General features: G+C 68.1%; 23 protein-coding genes and 3 tRNA genes. 16 read left to right on the top strand and 10 right to left on the bottom strand.

Features of this window, described 5'->3' with window-relative positions; all coding sequences use genetic code 11:
- The first annotated feature begins 59 nt into the window (after positions 1–59).
- Positions 60–563: a peptide-methionine (R)-S-oxide reductase MsrB gene (msrB, locus tag SJY26_RS12490; protein WP_396593343.1), complete on the top strand. Its 504-nt coding sequence runs from the start codon at positions 60–62 to the stop codon at positions 561–563.
- Here the strand turns inward: msrB and SJY26_RS12485 are convergent.
- Together SJY26_RS12485 and phaC are read right to left on the bottom strand one after the other, a co-directional pair.
- On the bottom strand, positions 544–918 hold the full coding sequence (locus SJY26_RS12485; protein WP_396593342.1) for a hypothetical protein: 375 nt from the start codon (positions 916–918) through the stop codon (positions 544–546). The genes msrB and SJY26_RS12485 overlap by 20 nt on opposite strands.
- Entirely contained in the window at positions 915–2,912 is a 1,998-nt protein-coding gene (gene phaC / locus SJY26_RS12480; RefSeq protein WP_396593341.1) for a class I poly(R)-hydroxyalkanoic acid synthase, read from the bottom strand. Before phaC ends, SJY26_RS12485 begins: the two co-directional genes overlap by 4 nt.
- A gap of 125 nt (positions 2,913–3,037) precedes the next feature.
- On the opposite strand from phaC, the gene SJY26_RS12475 reads away from it, so the two are divergent.
- From SJY26_RS12475 to SJY26_RS12430, 10 genes are all read left to right on the top strand, one after another.
- Complete coding sequence (locus SJY26_RS12475) at positions 3,038–3,454, top strand: hypothetical protein (protein ID WP_396593340.1); 417 nt, start codon at positions 3,038–3,040, stop codon at positions 3,452–3,454.
- Between the two features lie 60 nt (positions 3,455–3,514).
- A complete protein-coding gene (gene glpX / locus SJY26_RS12470) occupies positions 3,515–4,486 on the top strand; it encodes a class II fructose-bisphosphatase (protein WP_396593339.1) in 972 nt (323 codons plus the stop codon).
- Complete coding sequence (recJ, locus tag SJY26_RS12465) at positions 4,486–6,303, top strand: single-stranded-DNA-specific exonuclease RecJ (protein ID WP_396593338.1); 1,818 nt, start codon at positions 4,486–4,488, stop codon at positions 6,301–6,303. Before glpX ends, recJ begins: the two co-directional genes overlap by 1 nt.
- Before the next feature lie 59 nt (positions 6,304–6,362).
- A tRNA-Glu gene (locus tag SJY26_RS12460) sits at positions 6,363–6,437 on the top strand.
- Positions 6,438–6,654: 217 nt separating this feature from the next.
- Positions 6,655–7,221: a cold-shock protein gene (locus SJY26_RS12455; RefSeq protein WP_396593337.1), complete on the top strand. Its 567-nt coding sequence runs from the start codon at positions 6,655–6,657 to the stop codon at positions 7,219–7,221.
- A 23-nt stretch (positions 7,222–7,244) separates the two neighbouring features.
- Positions 7,245–7,724 (top strand): DUF192 domain-containing protein, encoded by a 480-nt coding sequence (locus SJY26_RS12450; protein ID WP_396593336.1) that lies wholly within the window; start codon positions 7,245–7,247, stop codon positions 7,722–7,724.
- Positions 7,725–7,773: 49 nt separating this feature from the next.
- Positions 7,774–7,850 (top strand) — tRNA-Pro (locus SJY26_RS12445).
- 72 nt (positions 7,851–7,922) lie between these two features.
- Positions 7,923–8,228, top strand: coding sequence for an ETC complex I subunit (locus SJY26_RS12440; protein ID WP_396593335.1), 306 nt, complete (start codon positions 7,923–7,925; stop codon positions 8,226–8,228).
- Between the two features lie 70 nt (positions 8,229–8,298).
- Positions 8,299–8,375 (top strand) — tRNA-Arg (locus SJY26_RS12435).
- A gap of 19 nt (positions 8,376–8,394) precedes the next feature.
- Positions 8,395–8,670, top strand: coding sequence for a hypothetical protein (locus tag SJY26_RS12430; protein WP_396593334.1), 276 nt, complete (start codon positions 8,395–8,397; stop codon positions 8,668–8,670).
- On the opposite strand, the gene metC is transcribed toward SJY26_RS12430, so the two are convergent.
- Complete coding sequence (gene metC, locus SJY26_RS12425) at positions 8,663–9,835, bottom strand: cystathionine beta-lyase (protein WP_396593333.1); 1,173 nt, start codon at positions 9,833–9,835, stop codon at positions 8,663–8,665. The two genes, SJY26_RS12430 and metC, sit on opposite strands and share 8 nt — an antisense overlap.
- A gap of 104 nt (positions 9,836–9,939) precedes the next feature.
- On the opposite strand from metC, the gene SJY26_RS12420 reads away from it, so the two are divergent.
- Both SJY26_RS12420 and SJY26_RS12415 read left to right on the top strand, forming a co-directional pair.
- A complete protein-coding gene (locus tag SJY26_RS12420) occupies positions 9,940–11,058 on the top strand; it encodes an amino acid ABC transporter substrate-binding protein (RefSeq protein ID WP_396593332.1) in 1,119 nt (372 codons plus the stop codon).
- Positions 11,059–11,107: 49 nt separating this feature from the next.
- On the top strand, positions 11,108–12,436 hold the full coding sequence (locus SJY26_RS12415) for a dicarboxylate/amino acid:cation symporter (RefSeq protein WP_396593331.1): 1,329 nt from the start codon (positions 11,108–11,110) through the stop codon (positions 12,434–12,436).
- A gap of 2 nt (positions 12,437–12,438) precedes the next feature.
- Here SJY26_RS12415 and sseA read toward each other — a convergent pair whose 3' ends face one another.
- On the bottom strand, positions 12,439–13,275 hold the full coding sequence (gene sseA / locus SJY26_RS12410) for a 3-mercaptopyruvate sulfurtransferase (protein ID WP_396593330.1): 837 nt from the start codon (positions 13,273–13,275) through the stop codon (positions 12,439–12,441).
- Between sseA and SJY26_RS12405 the strand changes: the two genes are divergently transcribed.
- Entirely contained in the window at positions 13,274–14,845 is a 1,572-nt protein-coding gene (locus SJY26_RS12405) for a cryptochrome/photolyase family protein (RefSeq protein WP_396593329.1), read from the top strand. The genes sseA and SJY26_RS12405 overlap by 2 nt on opposite strands.
- Before the next feature lie 160 nt (positions 14,846–15,005).
- Here the strand turns inward: SJY26_RS12405 and SJY26_RS12400 are convergent, their stop codons facing one another.
- Complete coding sequence (locus tag SJY26_RS12400; RefSeq protein WP_396593328.1) at positions 15,006–16,226, bottom strand: class I SAM-dependent methyltransferase; 1,221 nt, start codon at positions 16,224–16,226, stop codon at positions 15,006–15,008.
- Between the two features lie 33 nt (positions 16,227–16,259).
- A complete protein-coding gene (locus SJY26_RS12395) occupies positions 16,260–17,723 on the bottom strand; it encodes a cryptochrome/photolyase family protein (protein WP_396593327.1) in 1,464 nt (487 codons plus the stop codon).
- A gap of 116 nt (positions 17,724–17,839) precedes the next feature.
- On the opposite strand from SJY26_RS12395, the gene kdsA reads away from it, so the two are divergent.
- Both kdsA and SJY26_RS12385 read left to right on the top strand, forming a co-directional pair.
- Positions 17,840–18,706, top strand: a complete 867-nt coding sequence (gene kdsA, locus SJY26_RS12390; protein ID WP_396593326.1) for a 3-deoxy-8-phosphooctulonate synthase — start codon at positions 17,840–17,842, stop codon at positions 18,704–18,706.
- Positions 18,707–18,849: 143 nt separating this feature from the next.
- Positions 18,850–20,304 carry a serine hydrolase gene (locus SJY26_RS12385; protein WP_396593325.1) on the top strand — a complete coding sequence of 485 codons (1,455 nt, stop codon included), beginning with the start codon at positions 18,850–18,852 and terminating at the stop codon, positions 20,302–20,304.
- 228 nt (positions 20,305–20,532) lie between these two features.
- On the opposite strand, the gene SJY26_RS12380 is transcribed toward SJY26_RS12385, so the two are convergent.
- The 4 genes from SJY26_RS12380 to SJY26_RS12365 are packed head-to-tail and all read right to left on the bottom strand — an operon-like array spanning position 20,533 to position 23,824.
- Positions 20,533–21,288, bottom strand: a complete 756-nt coding sequence (locus SJY26_RS12380; RefSeq protein ID WP_396593324.1) for an SDR family NAD(P)-dependent oxidoreductase — start codon at positions 21,286–21,288, stop codon at positions 20,533–20,535.
- 39 nt (positions 21,289–21,327) lie between these two features.
- On the bottom strand, positions 21,328–21,681 hold the full coding sequence (locus SJY26_RS12375) for a VOC family protein (RefSeq protein ID WP_396593323.1): 354 nt from the start codon (positions 21,679–21,681) through the stop codon (positions 21,328–21,330).
- 5 nt (positions 21,682–21,686) lie between these two features.
- Complete coding sequence (purF, locus tag SJY26_RS12370) at positions 21,687–23,201, bottom strand: amidophosphoribosyltransferase (RefSeq protein WP_396593322.1); 1,515 nt, start codon at positions 23,199–23,201, stop codon at positions 21,687–21,689.
- A 26-nt stretch (positions 23,202–23,227) separates the two neighbouring features.
- Positions 23,228–23,824 (bottom strand): CvpA family protein, encoded by a 597-nt coding sequence (locus SJY26_RS12365; protein WP_396593321.1) that lies wholly within the window; start codon positions 23,822–23,824, stop codon positions 23,228–23,230.
- Between the last annotated feature and the right edge of the window lie 20 nt (positions 23,825–23,844).

Raw genomic sequence — 23,844 nt, 5'->3', positions numbered from 1 at the left:
TACTTCTTGGCCAGTCTGGCCCTTGAAACCGCGGCGGTCATCCCGACGTATGTAGGATCATGAGCCAGACCCTCACGACCTCCCGCCGGACCCTGCTGCTGGGGGCCACGGCCGCCGTTCTGGGGGCCTGTTCCTCCGGCGAGGCAGACGCCTCCACGGCACAGTATGCGAGTTCGCCCTTCCGCCGCCTGACCGACGCCCAGTGGCGCGAGCGGCTCCCGGCGGCGGCCTACAATGTCCTGCGCAACGAGGCGACCGAGAGGCCCTACACCAGCCCGCTGAACGACGAGCATCGGCGTGGGACGTACCTGTGCCGCGGCTGCGACCTGCCCTTGTTCCGGTCGGAGACAAAATACGATTCCGGCACTGGCTGGCCCAGCTTCTATGACGTGATCCCGGGCGCAATCGGCACCAAGACCGATTTCGCCATCGGCATCCCCCGCACCGAATATCACTGCGCGCGCTGCCTCGGTCATCAGGGGCATGTCTTCGATGACGGTCCCCGCCCAACCGGCAAACGCTACTGCAACAACGGCCTGGCGCTCAGCTTTCAGCCCGCCTGACTCGCATCGCTGAGCGGACCGTCAACCCGAACAGGACGGTCGCGATAATGATCAGCAGGGCGAAATCCTGCCCCGGCAGGAACACCGGAGTTGCAGCGAAGCTGAGGACCAGCAACGGAATGACCATGCCGATGGGAAGGCCGATGACGCGTTCCGGAATCAAGGGCGGCGGCAGGACGACGGCGCGGCGCTCGATCAGGGTGTTGATCACCACATAGGCGGCCGAAAACCCGGCGGCGACGAGGACATAGCGCACGAGGAAATCAGGACGCCCGAAAACTCCCGCCGTCAGGACCAGCAGGATCAGCGCCATCCCTGTGGAGAAGGCGAGTGCCTGGTTGGGTTCGATTTTCAACTCTTCACCTTCACATAGCTGCCGGGCGCCGGCTCGATCGGCTTCAGGGGGCCGGTCTTCGGATCCCGCGCCGGAACCCAGTCGCCGGACCTGTCATGCAGCCAGTTCGCCCAGTGGGGCCACCAGCTACCGGGATGTTCCACGGCCTGCGCCTGCCATTCGCCCAGCGAGGCGGGCAGGGTGGTATTGGTCCAGTGCTGGTATTTGTTGGCCGACGGCGGATTGATCACCCCCGCGATATGGCCCGACCCGGCCAGGGTGAGGGTCACCTCGGCATTTTTAAACGCCCGCGCCGAGCGATAGACCGAGTTCATCGGCGCGATATGGTCCTCGCGGCTGGCCTGGAAATACAGCGGGATCTTCACCTTCGAGAGATCGACCTTGACCCCGCCAATCTCGAACTCGCCCTTCGTCAGAAGGTTCTGTCCGTACATCGACCGCAGATAGTCCAGATGTAGACGTTTGGGCATCCGCGTCTGGTCGGCGTTCCAGAACAGCAGGTCGAAGGCCGGCGGCGACTGGCCCATCAGATAGTTGCTGACGAAGAACGACCAGATCAGGTCGTTGGCCCGAAGCGCGTTGAAGGTCTCGGCCATGGCGGCCCCGGGCAGGACCCCGCCGGCCGCATCCATCTGCTGCTCGACCTCCTTGAGCCAGTGCTCGTCGGTGAAAAGCAGCAGGTCGCCGGCCTCGGCGAAGTCATGCTGGGCGGCAAAGAAGGTGGTCGCGGCGACGCGGGTGTCCTTTTTCGCTGCCATATGGGCCAGAGCCGCGCCCATCAGGGTCCCGCCGATGCAGTAGCCGACCGTGTTCAGCGTCTTTGACCCGGTCTGCTCCAGCGTCTTCTCGATGGCCCGGTAGATCCCCTTGTCCAGATACTCGTCGAAGCCGAACCCGGCCTTGTCCCGATCCGGGTTGACCCACGAGCAGACGAACACCGTGAACCCCTGGGCCGACAGCCAGCGGATCAGGGAGTTCTGCGGCTGCAGGTCCATGATGTAGAATTTGTTGATCCACGGCGGGAAGATCAGCAGCGGGATGGCGCGCTGGTTGTCCGTTGCCGCATCGAACTGGATCAGTTCGAACAGCTCGTCGCGCCAGACCACCTGCCCCGGGGCGGTGGCGACATTCTCGCCGACGACGAACTGGCCATAGTCCGCCTGGCTGATCTTCAGCTTGCCCAGACCCCGCTCCAGATCGGCGGCGAAGTTCTGCATCCCCTTGACCAGCGATTCGCCGTTGGTCTCGGCCATGGCCTTGAGGGCCACCGGATTGGAGGCCAGGAAGTTGGAGGGCGAGAAGGCGTCGGTCAGCAGCTTCGTGAAAAACTCCGCCCGCCGCTTGGTGCGCGGATCGATGTCCTCGACCGAGGCCACCAACCCGTTCATCCAGTCCGAGGTCACCAGATAGGACTGGCGCATGATGTCGAACATCGGGTTCTCGGACCAGGCCGGGTCCCTGAACCGCTTGTCCTTTGACGGGGTACCGGGCTCCTCGCCGGCCGCCCGGCGGGTCGAGGCGGCCCACAGATCCATATAGCGGTTGAACAGATCCGCCTGGGCGGCGAACAATTTATCCGGACGCGAGGCCAGGCTGGTCATCACCGCGTTCATCGCCGGGCCGACATTGAACGGATCGGGCGACAGGGCGGCGGGGCGATCGGCCTGACTGAGTGCAGCCTCGGCAATGGCCGACTGGGCGGTCATGGCGGCGCGCGCCAGGTTCAGCGACAGGGTCTCCAGAATCTGGCGCTGCTCCGCCCCCACGGCGGAGAAGTCCGGAGGAGGGGCGGTTGGGGCAGACGCAGCCGTCTCAGGGACATCAGCCGCAGACGCCGGCCCGGATACCGGGGCCGTCTCCGGGGCTGTCTCCTGGGCCACCTTCGCCGCCTTGGGCCTCGGGGTGCGGGCCTTTACCGAGGTCGGGCGTCCGGCCTTTCGCGGCGCGCGCGCAGCGGCGACAGGCTCGGGCGGGGTCCGGGGGGATTTGGCCATCGGCAGGTCTCCGCGCGCTTCCTGAAAAGGGGAGGGCCTGAGCACCGCCCTTCCGCCTGTCACGATCATCGCATATGAACGCCCCCGAGATGAACGCGCGTCGGGCGAAAAAGATAGGCGGATCCTTGCTGGTCGCGTCGTGGCTGATCGGATCCGGCGGATGCGCCAGCGTCCCCGAGGCTGCGCCTGCGGCCGAGGCCCCGATCGCCCCCCGTATCGCCGCCCTCGTCGAGGCCAACCGGGTCTACCCGCGCTGGGCCGATTTCCCTCGCGCGACGGAGTCCCTGCCTGAACCGGCCGAGGTCGCGGCCCGCGTCGGAAGCCTGCGCGGAACTGGTGACAGCCTCGCCTCCGAGGCCGCCCGGATCGAATGGACCCTGCAGGACCCCGCGACCTTCGTGGCGGAGGTCAACAGCCGCATGGACGCCCGGGCCATGGCCCCGCTTTCGGTCCAGACCCCGGAAGAGATCGAGGCCTTTGCGGAACAGACCCGCCGGCGCGGCGCCGCCCCGCCACCGGTCGACCGGTCCTCCCCGCGCTGACCCGCAAAACCCTTCGCCCGGTCGAGAGAATCCGGGGATTATCGCCTCAGGAGCACCGACATGGCTGAAAACGCCCCCACTGCCTCGACCGCCTTTTCCGCAACACTGGCCGCCGATGCCGCCATGGTCACCGAACTGGCGGCGATCGCCTCTTGGGCCCAGATCGGCCGGGGCGATGAAAAACACGCCGACCAGCTCGCGGTCGATGCCATGCGCACCGCCCTGAACAGCCTCGACATCGACGGCAAGATCGTCATCGGCGAGGGCGAGCGGGACGAGGCCCCGATGCTCTACATCGGCGAGAAGGTCGGCACCGGGAAGGGCCCGGCCATCGACATCGCCCTCGATCCGCTGGAAGGGACGACCCTGACCGCCAAGGCCATGGCCAACGCCCTGACGGTGCTGTCCATGTCCGCCGCCGGGGGCATGCTGCACGCGCCCGACACCTATATGGACAAGATCGCCATCGGCCCCGGCTATGCGCCCGGCACCGTCGATCTGGACATGACACCCGGCGACAATGTCCGTTCGCTCGCCGCCGCCAAGGGCGTCCGCCCGGACCAGATCACGGTCTGCTGCATGGATCGCCCGCGTCACGAGGCCCTGATTGCGGCCCTGCGCGAGGTCGGGGCCCGGGTCATGCTGATCACCGACGGCGACGTGGCCGGCGTCATTCATACGGCCGAGCCCGAAACCGGCATCGACCTGTATCTGGGGTCCGGCGGCGCGCCCGAGGGCGTTCTGGCGGCCTCGGCGCTGAAATGCGTCGGCGGTCACTTCCAGGGCCGGCTGCTGTTCCGCAACGACGACGAGCGCGCCCGGGCGGAACGGACCGGCGTCACCGACTTCGACCGCAAATATGACCTGCATGAGTTGGTCTCGAAGGACGCCGTCTTCGCGGCCACGGGCGTGACCAAGGGGGCGATGCTGGACGGCGTGCGCATGCACGGCGGTTTCGTCACCACCCATACGCTGGTGATGGACTCCTCCACCCGGACCGTGCGCCGCATCCGCACGACCCGCCCGGTCTGATGCCTGACGGCGCGCCGGTCCCGGGTCCGGCACCGACGTTCCTCGATGTCTCGCGCTCCCTGTCCGGGCGTGCCTGGCGGCAGAGACCGGCGGAGGCGGGTGTCATCCGCGCCCATATGCAGGGTCAGGGGCTGATCGAGCCCCTGGCGCGCGCGCTCGCGGCGCGGGGCGTCACGGCGGAGCAGGGGGCGGACTTCCTCGCCCCCACCCTGAAGCGCCTGTTCCCCGACCCGTCGTCCTTCATGGACATGGACGCGGCGGCGGCGGCCATCGTCGCGGCCCTGACGGCCGGTGACCGGATCCATGTCTTTGCCGACTATGACGTCGACGGAGCCTCCAGCGCCGCCCTGCTGGTGCGCTGGTTCCGGCTCATGGGCTCCGAACTGCCCATCTATGTCCCGGACCGCCTGACCGAGGGCTACGGCCCCAGCCCGCTGGCGTTCGATCGGCTGAAGGCCTCCGGGGCCGATCTGGTCATCACGGTCGACTGCGGCGCGGCGGCCAATGAGGCCATCGCCCACGCCTGCGCCATCGGCCTGAAGGTGGTGGTCATAGACCACCATATGATGCGGGAGGAGCCGCCGGCCTGTCTGGCCGTCGTCAATCCGAATCGCCCGGGCGACACCTCGGGGCAGGGAAACCTCGCCGCCGCCGGGGTGGTGTTCGTCCTGCTGGCCGCCCTGAACCGCGAGGCCCGGCGGCTGGGGCTGTTCGCCGACCGCCCCGAGCCCGACATCCGCCAGTGGCTCGATCTGGCGGCGCTGGGGGCGATCTGCGACGTCACGGCCCTGACCGGCTTCAACCGTGCCCTGACCGGGCTGGGGCTGCAGGTCATGTCCGGCTGGACCAATCCGGGGCTGAAGGCCCTGCTGGCCGTTGCTGGCGTGGAGTCCGGGCCCGCCAAGTCGAATCACGCCGGTTTCATCCTTGGCCCCCGAATCAATGCCGGGGGCCGGATCGGTCGCGCGGATCTGGGGGCCCGACTGCTCTCGACCGACGACGCCGACGAGGCCCGCGCGCTCGCAGAGGAGCTGGACGCCCTCAACATCGCCCGGCGCGAGGTCGAGCGGGAGGTGACCGAGACGGCCACCCGTCGCGTCGAGGCGACCGGCCATCATGCCGATGGCTCTGCCGTCGTCGTGGTCTCTGGCGAGGACTGGCACCCCGGCGTGGTCGGCATCGTGGCCGGGCGGCTGCGGGAGCGCTGGCGCAAGCCGGTGATCGTCATCGGCATCGACGCCCTGGCAGGGGTGGGGAAGGGCTCTGGTCGCTCGCAGCCGGGCATGAATCTGGGCCGGGCCATCCAGTCGGCCTGGCGGGATGGCCTGCTGCTGGCCGGGGGCGGTCACGCCATGGCGGCGGGGCTGACTGTCCGGCCCGACGGCATTGACGCCCTGCGCGACTATCTCAACGCGGGACTGGCCGGCGAACAGGCGGGGGCCGAGGCCCTGGACTGGGTCGAGGTTGATGCCCTGCTCGATCCCGGCGCGGCGACCCGGGACCTGTTCGAGGCCTTCGAGCGCCTCGCCCCCTTCGGCCCGGCCAATCCCGAGCCCCTCTTCGCGCTGGACGGTGTGCGGGCGCGCGAAGCCGTGGCGATGAATGGGGGCCACGTCCGGTGCCGTCTGACAGGTCCTGACGGGGCCTCGGTGAAGGCCATCGCCTGGCGCTGCGCCGACCTGCCCACGGGCCAGGCCCTGCTGTCGGGGCAGGGTGGACTGAGCGTTGTGGGCCGTCTGAAGGCGGACGACTGGAACGGCCGCAGGGGGGTTCAGTTCGAGATCGAGGACGTCGCAGATCCAAGGATGGCAACTTAGTTCGAAAGGCCGCTTGCGCCCCCCGAAATCGCCCGCTATATCGCCCGCTCTCGCGCAGCGGTCCCTTCGTCTATCGGTTAGGACGTCAGGTTTTCAACCTGAAAAGAGGGGTTCGACTCCCCTAGGGACTGCCACGCGGGGTGCCCCCGAAAGCGTCGTCGAACCGCCACCTGCGGGCAGCCCGTGGGTGGTCGAATACTCCGACAAATCGTCGCACCCGTGCCATGACTTTCCAGCCTTGGCGCACGTCGGGTTGAGTAACGGCTGAAATACCCGTTTTCGGTTTTCGCGTGTTCACAGAACCGTGTTAAACATGCGCAGTCTGCGGGGAGAGCAGACGGGGAGCATGACGTGTCTGACTACGAGGGGCTGGAAGCACCGGATACGGTCCGGATTTCCGGCCGGGTGAAATGGTTTGATGCCGGCAAGGGCTATGGCTTCATCGTGCCTGACGAGCCTGGCCATACCGGATCCGCGGATGTGCTGCTCCACATCAGCAGCCTCAGGGATGGCGGCTGGGCCGCAGCCGGCGAGGGGGCGACCATCACCTTTGACTGCGCACGTCGGTCCAAGGGCTGGCAGGTCACGACCGTGCATGAGTTGGGCGAGAGCGAGATCGAGCCTTCGCCGCCCCGACGCACCGCCTACGACGGACTGAAGGCCGACGGGCGCTCGCTTGGCCACGGGACCCCGATCAGTGCCACCACCGATCTCGAGGCCGCGACCGTCAAATGGTTCAATCGCACCAAGGGCTACGGATTCGTGGTGCGCGCGACCGATCCGGGCGATATCTTCGTCCACATCGAGACCCTGCGCCGCTGCGGACTGGACGATCTGGTCCCCGGTGAAACGGTCGCGGTGCGCTTCGCCGAGGGCCCCAAGGGCCTTGTGGTTGCGGAAATCAAGCCGGGCGGCTGATCGGCCGCCCCGAAAGGGCGGTCATGCTGTCGAGACGTTTTCTGGTCCTGTCCGCGGTCGCGACCGCGCTGTGCCTGTCCGCCTGTGCCGCCCGCACGCCTGTGCCGACCGACGAAGCCGGCCGGCCACTGGAGGCCCTGACCATCGTCACGGCCACCGGCGAGCATGATTTCATGGTCGAGATCGCCGATGACGAACCCGAGCGTCAGCGGGGCCTCATGTTCCGGCCACCATTGGCGGATGACCGCGGCATGCTGTTCCAGTTCCCCGACTCGGCCGAGCGGGGCTTCTGGATGCGCAACACCCCCAGCTCACTGGACATTGTCTATATCGACCCGACCGGCCGGATCGTCTCGATCGCCCGCCATACGACCCCCTATTCGGAGACGACCATCCCCTCCAACGGGCCGGCCAATGGCGTGCTTGAGCTCCGCGCCGGCCGCGCCGACGAGATCGGAGCGAAGGCCGGCGACACCGTCAAACACCCCTTCTTCCGCCCATGAACACGATCGGCCGTTGCGGTCGCGGCCGGTTGCTGGCAGACACCTCCGCCGGAGTGTAGCGCAGCCTGGTAGCGCATCTGGTTTGGGACCAGAGGGTCGGAGGTTCGAATCCTCTCACTCCGACCATTAACCCCCCGAGTGGCCATCGCTCGACGCGCGGCGTCCCGCGGCGTGGGCCACGGATGTTGTGAGACCGCCATGCTCGCCCGCATCTACCGCCCCGCCAAGACCGCGATGCAGTCCGGCAAGGCAAAGTCGAAAGACTGGCGTCTGGAGTTCGAGCCGGCCTCTGCCCGGACGCTGGATCCCCTGATGGGCTGGACCAGCTCGACCGACATGAATGGCCAGGTCCGGCTGTCTTTCGAGACGAAGGAAGACGCCGTCGCCTATGCCGAACGGCACGGCATTCCGTTTCGTCTCCATGAGCCCCAGGAGCCGCCGGTGATTCTCAAGGCCTACGCCGACAACTTCGCGACCGGCCGCAAACAGCCCTGGACGCACTGATTGGTCAGGGCGGCTATCGCTCACGACACGTTCGTTCGCTAATTGAGCCGAGACGCAATTCTCCAGACACGCGCCCATAGCTCAACCGGATAGAGCACCCGCCTTCTAAGCGGGATGTTGCAGGTTCGAGTCCTGCTGGGCGCGCCACCTTCCTCACGGGACGATCATGGCCGAGTTTCGCAATCAGGTGCTTCAGGGCCGGCAGCCGCTGGACGGTAACACCTTCCACGACTGCGAATTCCGCAACGCCGAACTGGTTTTCACCGGCGGGGCCCAGCCGGGTTTCGCCAACTGCCGCTTCGTCCAGAGCCGGTTCGTATTCGAGGGCGAGGCCGCCATCACCGTGAACCTGCTGCGCGGCATGCTGCAGCCGCAGAGCAATCTGCGGTCTCTCGTCCTGGGCATGATGCCCGAGATCGGCGGCGTCGCGCCGATCAGGTAACGGCGTCGCGCCACACCGCCAGACCCTGGTCCAGGTCGGCGATCAGATCCGCCGGGTCCTCCAGCCCGATGTGCAGGCGGAGCAGGGGGCCTTCCAGGTCCGGCCGGGCCTGCCGCCACGCCATCTGCGGCGTCTCGTGGGTGATCAGGCTCTCGAATCCGCCCCACGAATACCCCAGCCCAAACCGCGTCAGGGCGTTCAGCATCCGCTCCGCCCCGGCGTCGGACCCGCCGGCCAGCACCACCCCGAACAGCGAAGCCGCCCCGCTGTAGTCCCGCGCCCACAGCGCGTGACCCGGGTCTCCCGGCAGGGCGGGGTACAGGACCCGGGCCACCTCGGGCCGTGCGGCCAGCCAGCGCGCGACCTCCAGCGCCGAGCGCCCCTGTTCGCCATAGCGCAGCGGAAGGGTCCGGATGCCGCGCAGGGCCAGCCAGGCGTCGTCGGGCGAGACGCACAGACCCAGATCCTCGATCGCCTGGCCCAGCGCTCGCCGCACCGCCGGATCGCTGGCGCAGATCGAGCCCAGCATCAGGTCCGAATGGCCGCCGACATATTTCGTCAGGGCCTGGACGCTGACATCGACGCCGTGTTCGACGGGCTTGAACGCCAGTCCGGCCGCCCAGGTGTTGTCCATCACCGTGTGGACGCCGCGCGTCCGGGCGGCGACGGCGATCGCCGGGACATCCACCATCTCGAAGGTCAGGGAGGCCGGTGATTCAATCAGCACGACCCGGGTTCGATCTCCGATCAGGCCTCCAATCTCTCCGGCCGTCGCGTCCGGCGCATGGAAACGGGTCGTGATCCCGCGCGCCGCCAGATGTCGCTCCAGAAACCGGCGCACCGGGCCATACAGGGCGTCGGTTGTCAGGACCTCGTCGCCCGGCCGCGTCAGGGCCAGCAGGGGCAGGGTTACGGCACTCAGTCCCGAAGGAACCAGCCACGCCTCTTCCGCCCGCTCCAGATCGGCCAAGGCGGAGCGCAACGCGCCCTGGGAGGCGGTCCCCTCAATCCCGTAGACCGGACCGGGAGCGGGATCGCGCATGGCTGAGACCGAATCCGACAGCAGGGTGGAGGCCCGTTCAATCGGCGGATTGACCGGACGTCGCCCCTGACCCCGTTGCGTGGCGGGCGCAATCAGTCGGGTGCGGTCTGAAAGCGGGTCCAAGGCGGCACTCCACGGCTTGCGAATGGGTCTCCAAAGGCCTCTAAAGCGGCAGGGGCGCAAGAGGCGGCGGACACGCCGGCGCCGGAGCACACGCGGGACAGATCATGGGCGCTCAGGCCACGGGTTTCTGGATGCGGCTGGCGGCACTGGGCGGCCTGTCCCTTCTGGCTGCCTGCGGATCGGAGACGGATCGCGTCGCAGCCGGACCCGAGGGAGATGTCCCCACGGCGACGACCGGCCCCGCCGTTCAGGCTCCGGTCGAGAGTCCGACGCTTGCAGCGATCAAGCGTCGCGGTCGACTGAACTGCGGCGTCAACCAGGGCCTGGTCGGCTTCGCCTATCTGGATAACCGTGGCGAATGGAGGGGCTTTGACGTCGATTTCTGTCGCGGTCTGGCGGCGGCGATCTTTGGCAATCCCGACGCAGTCCGGTTCGTGCCCCTGAACGCCAGCGACCGGTTTCAGGCCCTGGCCGACGGCCGGATCGACGTCCTGTGGCGTAACACCTCCTGGACGATGGAGCGCGATACGGGCGGCACGCTCGCCTTCGCCGGCGTCAACTATTATGACGGTCAGGGCTTTCTGGTCCGCCGCTCGCTGGACCTGACCAGCGCGGCCGAGCTGACCGGGGCCCGTGTCTGTGTCCAGGCCGGCTCGACCAGCGCCCTGAACGTCGACGACTATTTCCGTAGCCGGGGCATCGACTACCGGCCGGTCGTCCAGCCCACGGAGGAGGCAGCCCGTCTGGCCTATGGCCGCGAGGACTGCGACGCCTTCAGCGCCGATGTCTCGGCCCTCGCCGCGGCCCGCACCACCCTGTCGGATCCCCAGCAGCACGTGATCCTGCCCGATGTCATCTCCAAGGAGCCGCTGGGTCCCGTGACCCGACGCGGCGACGAACAGTGGACGGCCGCGGTGCGCTGGACCCTCAACGCCCTGATTCTGGCCGAGGAACTGGGTGTCACCCAGGCCAATGTCACAACCGATTCGGCGGCCAACCGCGATCCGCGGATCGGGCGTCTGCTGGGCACCGAGGGCGAGTTCGGAACCCGGTTGGGCCTGCCCCGGACCTGGGCCGCCGATGCCATCGGGGCGGTGGGCAACTATGGCGAGATCTTCGAGCGTAACGTGGGTTCGCAATCACCGCTCGACCTGGCCCGTGGCTTGAATGCACAATGGAACGCCAGACCGGGCGGCCTGATCTACGGCCTGCCTGTGCGGTAATGCTCCAGTCGATCTCCGGATGGGGAGACGGCGGCTTTTCGGGGGACGAATGACTACGAAGAAGACGGGCGGAATTCCGCTCCACTGGCTGATGCTGATCGGCTTTGTCGTGGGCCTGGGATCAGGGCTGCTGGTCAACCAGTACGTTGGGCCCGACGTCTACTGGGTCCAGTGGGTGACGGCGAACGTGACTGGCCCGGCCGGCCAGATCTTCCTGCGCCTCCTGTTCATGCTGGTCATCCCCCTCCTGTTCTCCGCCCTCGTCGTGGGCGTCGCCGAGATGGGCGATCTCCAGTCCCTCGGCCGCGCGGGCTTCAAGACCCTGATGCTGACCATTCTGGTCTCCACCATCGCCGTTATCATCGGCCTTGGCATGGTCAATTGGTTCCGGCCCGGAGACGGCGTCGATCCGGCTCTGGCCCAACGGCTGCTGGCCGAGGGCGCGGACGGGGCGGCGGCGATCGTCGGCAATGCGCCCGAGGGCGTCCAGTTGGGCAGCTTCTTCCTCGACCTGATCCCGTCCAACGTCTTCACGGCGGCGGCAGGCAACCAGATTCTGCCCGTCATGATCTTCGCCCTGCTGTTCGGCATCGGACTGGTGATGGCGAAAAGTCCCGCGACCGACCGGCTGCAGCAGACCATCGAGGGCATCCTCGAGGTCACGATGAAGCTCATAAACCTCGTCATCAAACTGGCCCCGATTGCCATCGCCTGTCTGATGTTCAACCTCGCGGCCCTGTTCGGCTGGGACCTGCTGGTGCGGCTGGCGGCCTTCGTCGGCGTGGCCGTGGGCGCGATGGCGATCCACATGTTCGTGGTCTATCCACTGGTCGTCCTGATCCTCGGCCGGATGTCGCCTATCCGGTTCTTCCGGGGCGTGCAGCGGCCGATGATCGTCGCCTTCTCCACCGCCTCGTCCAACGCCACCCTGCCGGTCGCCCTGAAGGCCGCCGAGGAGGAGCTGAAGCTGCCGCGCAAGATCGCCCGCTTCGTCCTGACGGTCGGGGCCACAGCCAACCAGAACGGCACCGCCCTGTTCGAGGGCGTGACCGTCCTGTTCCTCGCCCAGTTCTTCCAGATCGAGCTGTCGATCACCCAGCAGGTGGTCGTCATGCTGGTCTGTATCCTGGGCGGCATCGGTACGGCCGGTGTGCCGGCCGGGTCCCTGCCGGTCATCGCCATGATCCTGGTCATGGTCGGGGTGCCGGCCGAGGGCATCGGCCTGATCCTCGGTGTCGACCGATTCCTCGACATGTGCCGGACCGTGCTGAACGTGACCGGCGATCTGGTTCTGGCCACGGTCGTTTCGCGGGGCGAGAAGGACGACCCGGTCGTGTCCGAGCCGGAGCCACCGGTTACGGTCGCGACCGTCGCCTGAGCCTAGGGGCCGGTCACGACCTCTGTGTCGGACCGGCCGCCCCATTCGGCCCACGACCCGTCGTAGAGGGCGCTGTCCTCGCCCAGCTGCGCCAGGGCCAGGGTCAGGATGGCCGCCGTCACGCCCGAGCCGCAGCTGGTGATGATCGGCCGGTCAAACGCCACGCCGGCCTCGGCAAGGCGCGCCCGCAGCGCCTCCCGTTCCAGCAACCGCCCGTCCTCGCCCAGCACGCTCGGGAAGGGCACGTTGACCGCGCCCGGCATATGACCCGAACGCAGGCCCGCCCGCGGCTCGGCCGCCACTCCGGCGAATCGCGCCGCTGGCCGCGCATCCAGAATCTGCGCCTCGCCGGTCAGGGCGGCCAGCACGGTCGGCAGGTCGGCGACCGCTCCACTCCGGCGCGATGGCGTAAACCGGGCCGGGGTAGGGGTCTGTGCCGCGTTGGTGTCCAGCGGCCGTCCCTCGTCCCGCCAGCGTGGGAGGCCACCGTCCAGCACGCGGAGGTTGGTCGCGCCCATCAGCCGGAAGGTCCACCACACCCGGGGCGCGGACCGCAGGCCGACCGTGTCATAGACGACGATCGTATCGGTCTCGGTGATCCCGAGGGCCCCGACCGCCCCGGCGAAGGCTGCGGCAGTCGGCAGCATGTGCGGCAGCTCCGAGCTGTGGTCAGACACCGCCTCCAGGTCGAAGAAGACCGCACCGGGCAACCGCTCGCGGTCGAAGTCCGCCCGGGCATCCCGGCCGTCCAGATGCCAGGATCCATCCACGATCCGCAGCGTCGGATCATCCAGCAGGTCGGCGAGTTCACCGGTCGAGATCAGGGGAGTATCGGTCATGCCCGACCCTAGCACGCAGGCCTCGCCGACAGGCAGGGGGCGGCTGCGGCTGGTGCTGGGCGACCAGCTGTCCGATCGCCTGTCCGCCCTGCCGGATCTCGATCCGGACCGCGACGTCGTCCTCATGGCCGAGGTCCGGGCCGAGGCCACCTATGTCGGTCACCACAAACAGAAGATCGCCCTGATCTTCGCCGCCATGCGCAGTTTCGCGCTGCGGCTGGAAGCCCGCGGCGTCACCGTCCGCTACGTCCGCATCGACGATCCGGCCAATACCCACAGCATCGTCGGCGAGCTGCAGCGCGCGCTCGACGACCAGCCCTTCGAAGGCGTGGTCGTGACCGAATGTGGGGAATGGCGGCTGGCCGAGGCCCTGTCCGCTTTCGCCAGATCGACCAGCCTAAGTGTCGAAATTCGCCAGGATGACCGATTCCTCTGCGCCCACGACCGGTTCCGGCGCTGGGCCTCCGGCAAGTCCCAGCTGCGCATGGAGTTCTTCTACCGCGAGATGCGGCGCGAGACCGGCCTGCTGATGGACGACGGCCAGCCCGCGGGCGGGCAGTGGAACTATGACGCCGAGAACCGCAAACGCCTGCCGAAAGGCCTGCGGCCTCCCGGGCGACTGCGCACCGCCCCTGACGCTCTGGCCCTCGAGGCCATCGCCGATGTCGCCCGCCTGTTTCCCGACCATTTCGGTGCCCTTGACCAGTTCGGATGGCCGACGACGGCCGAACAGGCCGAGGCGGTTCTGGACGATTTCCTGCGTCACATCCTGCCCGGCTTCGGCGATTGGCAGGACGCTATGGCGCAGGGCGAGCCGTGGATGTGGCACGGCCTGATCTCGACCTCGCTGAATCTGGGCCTGCTCGATCCCCTCGACATCTGCCGCCGCGCCGAGGCGGAGTTCCGGGCCGGTCGCTCCCCCCTCAATGCCGTCGAGGGCTTCATCCGCCAGATCCTCGGCTGGCGCGAGTTCGTGCGCGGCATCTACTGGCTGAAGATGCCCGAGTACGGCCGGCGCAACTACCTCGACGCCGACCGGGTGCTGCCGTGGTTCTTCTGGTCGGGGGAGACCGACATGGCCTGTGTCGCCGATGCCGTGGCCGCCACCCGCGACCAGGCCTATGCGCACCACATCCAGCGGCTGATGGTCACCGGCAACCTCGCCATGCTGCTCGGCGTCCACCCGGACGAAGTCGATGACTGGTACCTGAGCGTCTATGCCGACGCCTACGAATGGGTCGAGATGCCCAACACTCGCGGCATGGCCACCTTCGCCGACGGCGGCATCGTCGGCTCCAAACCCTATGCCGCCTCCGGAGCCTATATCGACCGGATGAGCGACCACTGTGGCGGTTGCCGCTACGACGTGGAGGCCAAGACGGGAGAGAACGCCTGTCCGTTCAACCGCTTGTACTGGGGCTTTCTGGAACGGAATTACCCGCGCCTGCGCGACAACGTCCGTCTCGCCATGCCCTACCGAACCCTCGAAAACTTCGGCCCCGAACGCCGCGCCGCCCTGCTGGCCGAGGCGGAGGCGACGCGGATTATGCTGGGGGCGGTGAAGCGCTGATCCTTCTCCCCTTGCGGGAGAAGGTGCCCCGAAGGGGCGGATGAGGGGTAACTCCATCTCTCTGGCGTGGGCGTCGATCAGGCCGCTCTTCGCCGCCGGGAGTCACCCCTCATCCGACCTCGCTTCGCTCGGCCACCTTCTCCCGCAAGGGGAGAAGGACCTATGTCCGGGACAGCGCCAGCTGGATCACATCCGTCCGCCGCGAGCGGAAACCCGCCTCGCAATAGGCCAGATAGAAGCGCCACAGCCGCCGGAACCGCTCATCGAACCCGCCCATCCGGCGGATGTCGTCCCACGCCGCCTGGAAGCGCTGGTCCCAGTGTTGCAGGGTGTCGGCATAGTCGATGCCGAACCGCTCCACCGCATCCCAGCGCAGGCCCGCCGCCTCCACCACCGGCTGCAGCCTTGCCTCACTGGGCAGCATCCCGCCGGGGAAGACGTATTTCTGGATGAAGTCCGTCCGGGCGTTGTATTCCTCGAACAGCGCATCCTGGATGGTGATGATCTGCAGCCCGGCCCGGCCGCCCGGCTTCAGGACGTCGTGGATCTTGTCGAAATAGGCCCCCCAGTATTCCTTGCCGACCGCCTCGAACATCTCGATCGAGGCCACCCGGTCGAAGCTCCCGCTGAGGTCGCGATAGTCCATCAGCTGGATGTTGACCCGGTCCGACAGCCCGGCGTTGAACAGCCGCTCCCGGGCCAGGTCGTGCTGTTCCTGCGAGATGGTGACCCCGGTCACTGTGGCCCCGACCTCGCGCGCCGCATAGTCGGCGAACCCGCCCCAACCGCAGCCGATCTCCAGCACGCTCATGCCGGGCTTCAGGTCCATGGCCCGGGCGAGGGCCTCGTACTTCCGCCTCTGGGCCACCTCCAGCGGCTCGGACGGGCTTGCAAACCGCGCCGCCGAATAGGTCATCGAGCCGTCCAGCCAGGCGGCATAGAAGGCATTGCCCAGATCATAGTGGGCGGTGATGTTCTTCCTCGAGCCGCTGCGGCTGTTGCGGTTCAGCTTGTGGCCGATCCAGTTGACCGCCAGCATCAGGATATTGCCGTCGAACAGCCTCCGGATATGGTCATAGTTGCTGGCCAGGGTCTCCAGCAGCACGGCCAGATGCGGGCTGTCCCATTCCCCGGCCATATAGCCCTCGGCATAGCCGATATCGCCATTGGCCAGCACCCGGGCGGCGAACCGGTAGTCCAGCACCGTCATCATCGCATTCGGCCCGGGCGTCTCGCCCTCCAGCCGGTGCACCTCGCCGTTCGGCAGGGTCAGGGTCAGCCGCCCATAGGTCCAGTTGGCCGACAGCAGCCGGATCAGCAGGGCGAACACCCGGGGCGTGCGATCGGCGGCGGCGCTGGTCTGGTCGGTGAGGACGGTCATCAAGCTGAGCCTTTCGCCATCCCCGAACACCGGTCAATCCGGTGCGGCATCTTGTCCGCGACCGGTGATGACCTTGAGCGCCGCCAGCGCCCGGTCCCGCGCCTCGGCATGGTCGACGAGGGGCCGGGGATAGGTGTGGCCCAGCCGCACCCCGGCGTCGCGCAGGACTTCGGCCGGCGCGGTCCAGGGCGCATGGGCCCATTTTGCGGGTACCCGGGCCAGCTCAGGGCACCAGCGTTTGATGTAGCGACCGTCGGCATCGAACTTCTGTCCCTGGGTGACCGGATTGAAGATTCGGAAATACGGTGAAGCATCGGCCCCGGATCCGGCGACCCACTGCCAATTCTGCGAATTTGACGCCAGATCGGCATCCACCAGCGTGTCCTCGAACCAGGCTTGGCCCCGCCGCCAGTCGATCAGCAAGTCCTTGATCAGGAAGGAGGCCACAATCATCCGCACCCGGTTGTGCATCCAGCCCGTGGTCCACAGCTGGCGCATGCCCGCGTCCACGATGGGATAGCCGGTCATCCCCCGGGTCCAGGCCCGGAACCCGGCTTCGTCGTCCCGCCACGGAAAGCCGTCGTACTCCGGTCGAAAGGCCCGCTCCGGCAGGGTCGGGAAATGGTGCAGCAGATGGGCGGAGAATTCGCGCCAGCCGATCTCGGCCACGAACTTGTCGGCCTCGGACGCCTTCACCGTCCCGGCCTGCGCTGCCGCCCGCGCCGCCGCGATCGCCCGCCACGGACTGATCTCGCCACGGTGCAGATGGGGCGACAGCCGGCTGGTGGCGGGCCGCGAGGGGATGTCCCGCCCCGCGCCATAGTCCGCCAGCCCCCCGGCCACGAAGGCGTGGAGCGCCGCTTCCGCCCCGGCCTCGCCGGGCGTCCAGTCGAACCCGGTCGACCAGTCCGGCCGGGTCGGGTGCAGCCCCCAGTCCTCGACCCGGTCGCTGTCCAGCCGGGGTGCGCCGGAAAGGTCGCGCGGCCCCGTGGTGTGCGCCGGGGCCTCGGCCGTGGCCAGGAGAGCCTTCAGGAACGGCGTGAACACCTTGTACGGCCCGCCGCTGCCGTTCAGCACGGACCCCGGCCGGGCCAGCAGACTGGCGTTGTAGCCCTTGCACTCCACCCCTTCGGCCTTCAGCCCATGCGCGATGTCGGCGTCGCGCGCCCAGGCCTCCGGCTCGAACAGCCGGTTCAGGAATACGGTGTCGGCCCCCGTCTGGTCGATCAGCCGGCGCAGCTCGGCCTCCGAATCCCCCCGCCGCAGGATCAGGGTCGCGCCCCGCTCCGCCAGCCCCGCCGCCAAGGCCCGCAGCGATTTGTCCAGCCACCAGCGGCTGGCCTCCCCCAGCGGCCGCGCGGCCGGGGCCTCGTCATGGATATAGACCGGCACCACGGGCCGCCCGGCAGCGTGGGCCCGGGTCAGGGCCGGGTTGTCGGCCAGTCGCAGATCGCGGCGAAACCACAAAAGAACGGGTCTCTGGCCCTGAGTGGTCACGCCTTCGATCTCCGTGATAGGTTGCGCACCCCGGCGGACGGGGCCATTTCCCCGCCCTTAGGCGCGGCAATCATCCCGCGCCAGCCGTCAAATGTCGCACAGAGAAGGCCATTCCGTTGAGCGCACCCAACTCCGTCATCACCCTGTCCGGTTCCGGCATCACCACGCCGGTCGTCATCGGCGGCGGCGCGCGCATCGCCTTCATCGCCGGCCCCTGCCAGCTGGAAAGCCGCCAGCACGCGCTGGAAATGGCCCATGCGCTCAAGGAGATGGCCGCACGGCTGAACGTCGGCATCATCTACAAGACCAGTTTCGACAAGGCCAACCGCACCAGCGCCTCGGCCGCCCGCGGCATCGGTCTGGAGGGGGCCCTGCCGATCTTTGCCGAGATCCGCGAGGTCACCGGCCTGCCGGTCCTGACCGACGTCCATAACGAGGAACAGTGCGCCATCGCCGCCCAGGCCGTGGACGTGCTCCAGATCCCCGCCTTCCTCAGCCGCCAGACCGACCTGCTGCTGGCCGCCGCCGCCACCGGCAAGGCCATCAACATCAAGAAGGGCCAGTTCCTCGCCCCCTGGGACATGAAGAACGTGATCGCCAAGGTCGTCGGGGCCGGCAATCCGAACGTCATGGCCTGCGAGCGCGGGGCCAGCTTCGGCTACAACACCCTGGTCAGCGACATGCGCGCCCTGCCGGTGCTGCGCGACATCGGCTGCCCCGTCGTGTTCGACGCGACCCACAGCGTGCAGCAGCCGGGCGGGCAGGGGACCTCCTCGGGCGGCCAGCGCGAGTTCGTCCCGGTCCTGGCCCGCGCCGCCGTGGCCGTCGGAGTCGACGCCGTCTTCATGGAAACCCACCAGGACCCCGACCACGCCCCCTCCGACGGCCCCAACATGGTCCCCCTGTCCGAGTTCGAGGCCCTCGCCGCCGAACTGATCGCCTACGACGACCTGTCCAAGGCCCGGATGGCGAAGGCGGCCTAGGGACAGCGACGCACGATGTCTCCTCCCCGTCGCAAAGCGATGGGGAGGTGGATCCGCAGCGAAGCGGAGGAGACGGAGGGGTTCTTCACCCCCTGTCCAAAGCGTAACTTGCGTCGCCGCCGCCCAACGGCTGAGCTCGGGGCATGCGTATTGTCCTGTCGGCCCTCCTGTCCCTGATGCTCGCGGTTGCCCCGACCGCCCCTGCCGCCGCCACCGAGGCGGACCCCGTCGAAACCCGTCTGGTCCAAACCATCGACGGCTACGTCCGCAATCGCGGCTTCAACGGCGTGGTGCTGGTGGCCAATGCCGACGGCGTGATCGTGCATCAGGCCCGGGGCCAGTCCTCGCTCGAACTCGGCACCGCGCTTGATCCCGACGCCGTCTTCCGCATCGGCTCGCTGACCAAGCCGCTCACCGCCGTCCTCGTCCTGTCGCTGGTCCAGGACGGCCGACTGCGCCTCGACGGTTCACTGGGCGAGTATCTGCCGGAGCTGTACGCAGACACGCCCGCCAGCGCGGTGACAGTCGAACAGCTGCTGGCGCATACCTCGGGGCTCAAGGATCTGCCGAGCAACTACTACGACCCCTTCTGGCAGACGACGGCGCGCCAGACCTTCACCCCTGACGCCTTCGCCAGCGCCTGGATTCCGCCGGAACTCTCCAGTGCGCCCGGCCGGATGCGGTACAACAACAACGGCTTCTATCTGCTTGGGATGATTGTGGAACGGGTGACCGGGACGCCCTATGCCGACGCCCTTAGAGATCGCGTTCTGGTCCCCGCCGGCATGATGCACAGCGGGGTGTACGACCCCCATACGGTCGTGCCGGATCTGGCCAGCGGCTATGCGCGCTCGGACCTCGGGGTGATGGACCGGCCCATGACCATCGACCCGACGGTCAGCTATGCGGCCGCCGGGGCCTTTTCCACGGCGCAGGACCTGCTGGCCTTCAGCCGGGCCCTGTCCGGCGACCGGCTGCTGCCAGCCGACCTGAAAGCCCGTATGTTCACCCAGGACGCCGATGAATATGGTCTGGGCTGGGGCGTGGAGCGCTGGCCGACGACCGGGGGCGACCGCATGGCGGTGCAGACCCACACCGGCAGCATCCCCGGCTACCAGAGCCTGTTCGTCCGGGCCGACGACGGGACCGTCGTCGTCATCCTCAACAACTTCTGGCAGGGGGCGACGACGGTCGAGATGGGGCGCGCCCTGTTCGCCGTCGTCCACGGTGCCCCGGCCCCGGCCCCCAAACGCCTGCTCGGCGACCTGCTCACGCCCATCGCCGCCCGCGACGACGTGGACGCCATGGAGGCGGCTTACCGCGCCGCCCCGACCGGCGGTCCCGAGGCCTATGACGTCAGCGAAGGCGCGCTGAATACCCTCGGCTACAGCCTGATGCGCAAGGGCTTCCGGGAGGCGGCAATCCGGGTGTTCGAATGGAACGTCGCGGCCAACCCCCGCTCGGCCAATGTGCATGACAGCCTGGGCGAGGCCTACCTCGGTGCCGGCCGCCGCGACGACGCCCGCCGCAGCTACGAAACCGCCCTCCGGCTCGACCCCTCCAGCACCAGCGCCAGGGCCGCCCTCGCGGGGCTTTGAGCCGCGAAGGGCAAGGTGCGTCCGGAGCCTTCTGGCACCGTGATGGAGGGGTTCTTCACCCCACATACGGTCCGAGGCCAGGAGACTTCACCGTTGAATGGGCTTCTCGGGACGGGCCCGAGGATGACGCGAGGAAGGCCAGAGCGGGTGTCGCCGTGGCGCACCGGTGCGATGGCCGATCCCTACCCATGTGGGGCAGTCAGCGGGTGCGGTTCCCGCCGCCACGTTTCAGATCAGCCCATCCGCTGCCAATCCTGCCTTCCAGTCCCGAAAGTCCACCCTCAACCCCGGCACCCGGTCTCCCCGCGCCAGCTCCACCACCAGCGTTCCGATCTCGGACGGATGGGGCAGGGTCTCCGGATCCTCGCCCGGGAAGGCCTGGGCGCGCATCTGGGTGCGCATGCGGCCAGGGTCAAGGACGCTGACGCGAATCGGCGTGTTCTCGATCTCGTCGGCCCAGGCCAGCATCAGGGCCTCGGCCCCCGCTTTTGTGGCCGCGTACAGGCCCCAGAAGGCCTTCGGCTCGCGGGCCACGCTGGTGGTCAGATGGATCACCCGGCCGGCCTCGGAGAGGCGCAGCAGGGGCTCCAGCGACCGGATCAGCCGGTAGACGGCGGTGAAATTGGTCTTCTCGATCTTGGCGAAGCCGCGCGGGTCGATGTGGCTGACCGGCGTCAGGCCCCCGGCTCCCAGGGTCGCCGCGGCATTTACCCATATGTCCAGCCGGCCGAAGCGTTCGAAGATGGCCCCGCCCAGCCGGTCGACACCGCCACCGTCGATGAGGTCGAACGGCACAAGGGTCGCGTGGCGGCCCGTGGCGGTGAAGATCTCGTCGTCCAGGGCTTCCAGCGCGCCTTGGGTCCGGGAAGTCGCCACCACATGGGCCCCGGCCTTCGCCATGGCGAGGGCGCTCTGATAGCCGATGCCGCGCGAGGCCCCGACGACGAGGGCGATACGGTCTTGCAGGGGGAGGGCGTCGGTCATGGCGCCTGATAGCGCGGCGCTCCCGCTCCGGCCAAGCGCCTAATCGACCAGGTCCGGTGCCGGCTGCAACAGGCTGAAGCTCATGCCCTGATCGTCACAGACCGAGACCGATCGACCGGAGGCACTGTCGGAGGGTACGGCGGCCCGACCGCCGAGGCGGGTCACCTCGGCGCAGGTGGCGTCGATATCCTCGACCCGGAAATAGAGGTTGGAATGATCCCGCGTCCGCTCGACCTTGGTGAAGCCACAGGCGGGTTCGGACGCCATCACATGGGCATAGGTCGGCCCGGAGGCGGCGTCATCGAAAGTCCAGCCGAACAGGGCCCCGAAAAAGGCTTTCGCCTTGTCGATATCAAGCGTTCCGAGAGTGAAATAGCCCAGGTTCACGGTCATGGGGATCAAGCGCTGACCAGCAGGGAAAGTTGCCGGCCGACGACCTCGCGGCCGCCTTCCTCAATCTCCCGATCCACCAGACGGGTCGGATAGTCGCCGGTGAAATAGTGGTCGGTGAACTGGGGCGCGGCATCATTGCGGCCCGTCTCGCCCATGGCCTTGTACAGGCCATCGACCGAGAGGAAGCCGAGCGAATCGACCTCCAGCATCTGGCGCATCTCTTCCATGGTCTTGTTGGCGGCGATGAGCTGATCCCGCTCCGGCATGTCGATGCCATAGAAGTCCGGCCACAGGATGGGCGGGCTGGCCGAGCGCAGATGCACCTCGGATGCGCCCGCATCGCGCACCGCCCGGACCAGTTTCACCGAGGTGGTGCCGCGCACGATCGAATCGTCGATCAGGACGACGCGCTTGCCCTCGATCACGGCCCGGTTGGGGCTGTGTTTCATGGCCACGCCCTTCTGGCGGGCCCCCTGGCTGGGCTGGATGAAGGTGCGGCCCAGATAGTGGCTGCGGATGATGCCCATCTCGTAGGGAATGCCGCTCTCCCGGGCATAGCCGAGGGCCGCCGGCACGCCGGAATCGGGGACGGGGACGACGACGTCGGCTTCGACGGCGTGCTCGCGGGCCAGGGCCTCGCCCATCCGCTTGCGGACACCATAGACCGAACGGCCGTTTACAACACTGTCGGGCCGGGAGAAGTAGACATATTCGAACAGGCAGGGCCGCGCGGCCCGGGCCGGGAAGGGCTTGATCGAACGGAAGCCGTGGTGGTCGATCACGATCACCTCGCCATGCTCGACATCGCGCTCGAAGGTCGCGCCGATCGTGTCCAGGGCGCAGGTCTCGGACGCCAGCACCCAGGCGTCGCCCAGCCGGCCCAGCACCAGCGGGCGGATGCCCAGCGGATCACGGGCCCCGATCATCTTGGTCCGGGTCTGGGCCACCAGGGCATAGCCGCCCTCGATCCGCGCCAGCGCGTCGATGAAGCGGTCGACGATCTTGGCCTTCCGGCTGCGGGCGATGAGGTGAAGGATAACTTCGGAATCCGACGTCGACTGGAAGATCGAGCCTTCCCCGACAAGCTGGTTCCGCAGATAGTGGAAGTTGGTCAGGTTTCCGTTGTGGCCGATGGCGATCCCGCCCTGGTCCAGATCGGCGAACATCGGCTGGATGTTGCGCAGGAAGCTCCCGCCGGCGGTGGAATAGCGGGTGTGACCCACAGCGGCGTGGCCGGGCATCCGTTTGGCCAGGTCCGTGCCGCCGAACGCCTCGCCGACATGGCCCATATGGCGTTCGGTGTGAAAGCGGTCGGCATTGACCGAGGCGATGCCACAGGCCTCCTGGCCGCGATGCTGCAGGGCGTGCAGACCCAGGGCGACGATCCCGGACGCCTCGTCCTTGTCGGCCCCCCAGACGCCACAGACGCCACACTCCAGCCGCGGGCGATCATCGTCCGCGTCTCGATGGTGCGCCCGGTGAACAACCGGGGCGGAAATGTCGTGGGTCAGGCTGCGCATCGTGGGGCTCCGATGACAGGCGAAGTTTACTCGGCGGTGGACGGGGGCGAGGTAGGGCCGGATTGGGTCGGGGGCAAGGCGTTTTCGTCGGAAAAGCCTCTGCGGACGGATGAATCGACGATCGGACTGATGGCATCGGCCCCGCGGCCGATCCCGGGCAGGATGATCTGGATGGCGCGGGCGGCCCCGGCGCTGAGCGGGCGCAGGGTGGCCTCGCTGAGCCAACGGGGCGTCCGCTCGCCCGGCATGGCGGCCACGATGACGAGATGGATGGCCCCGAGCAGCACGAGCGAGCGGCCCGCCCCGACCAGTATGCCCAGCAGGCGGTCGATCCCGCCCAGCTGGGGATGGGCTTGGGCCCGCTTCGACAGCACCGACCCGAAGATCCGGATTCCAAAGTAAATCAACAGGAAAGATGCGATTGCGGCTGCGATGGATCCGGCCCAGTCGGGGTCGATCAGCGCCCGGCCGACGGGGGCCGTCAGGGGCAGGGCGACCAGGGCAACGAAGGCCGCCAGCACGAAGCTGAGCAGGGTGATGATCTCGCGCGTGCCACCCCGCACCCAGCCGGCGGCGGCCGAGGCGAGAATGACGATCAGGGCAAAGGCGTCGAAGCCGGTCATTCAGGTCCCGTAAGCCGCAT

This window comes from Brevundimonas sp. R86498, assembly GCF_044598075.1.
Taxonomy (GTDB): Bacteria; Pseudomonadota; Alphaproteobacteria; order Caulobacterales; family Caulobacteraceae; genus Brevundimonas.
This window is presented reverse-complemented; position numbering and strand designations above follow the sequence as displayed.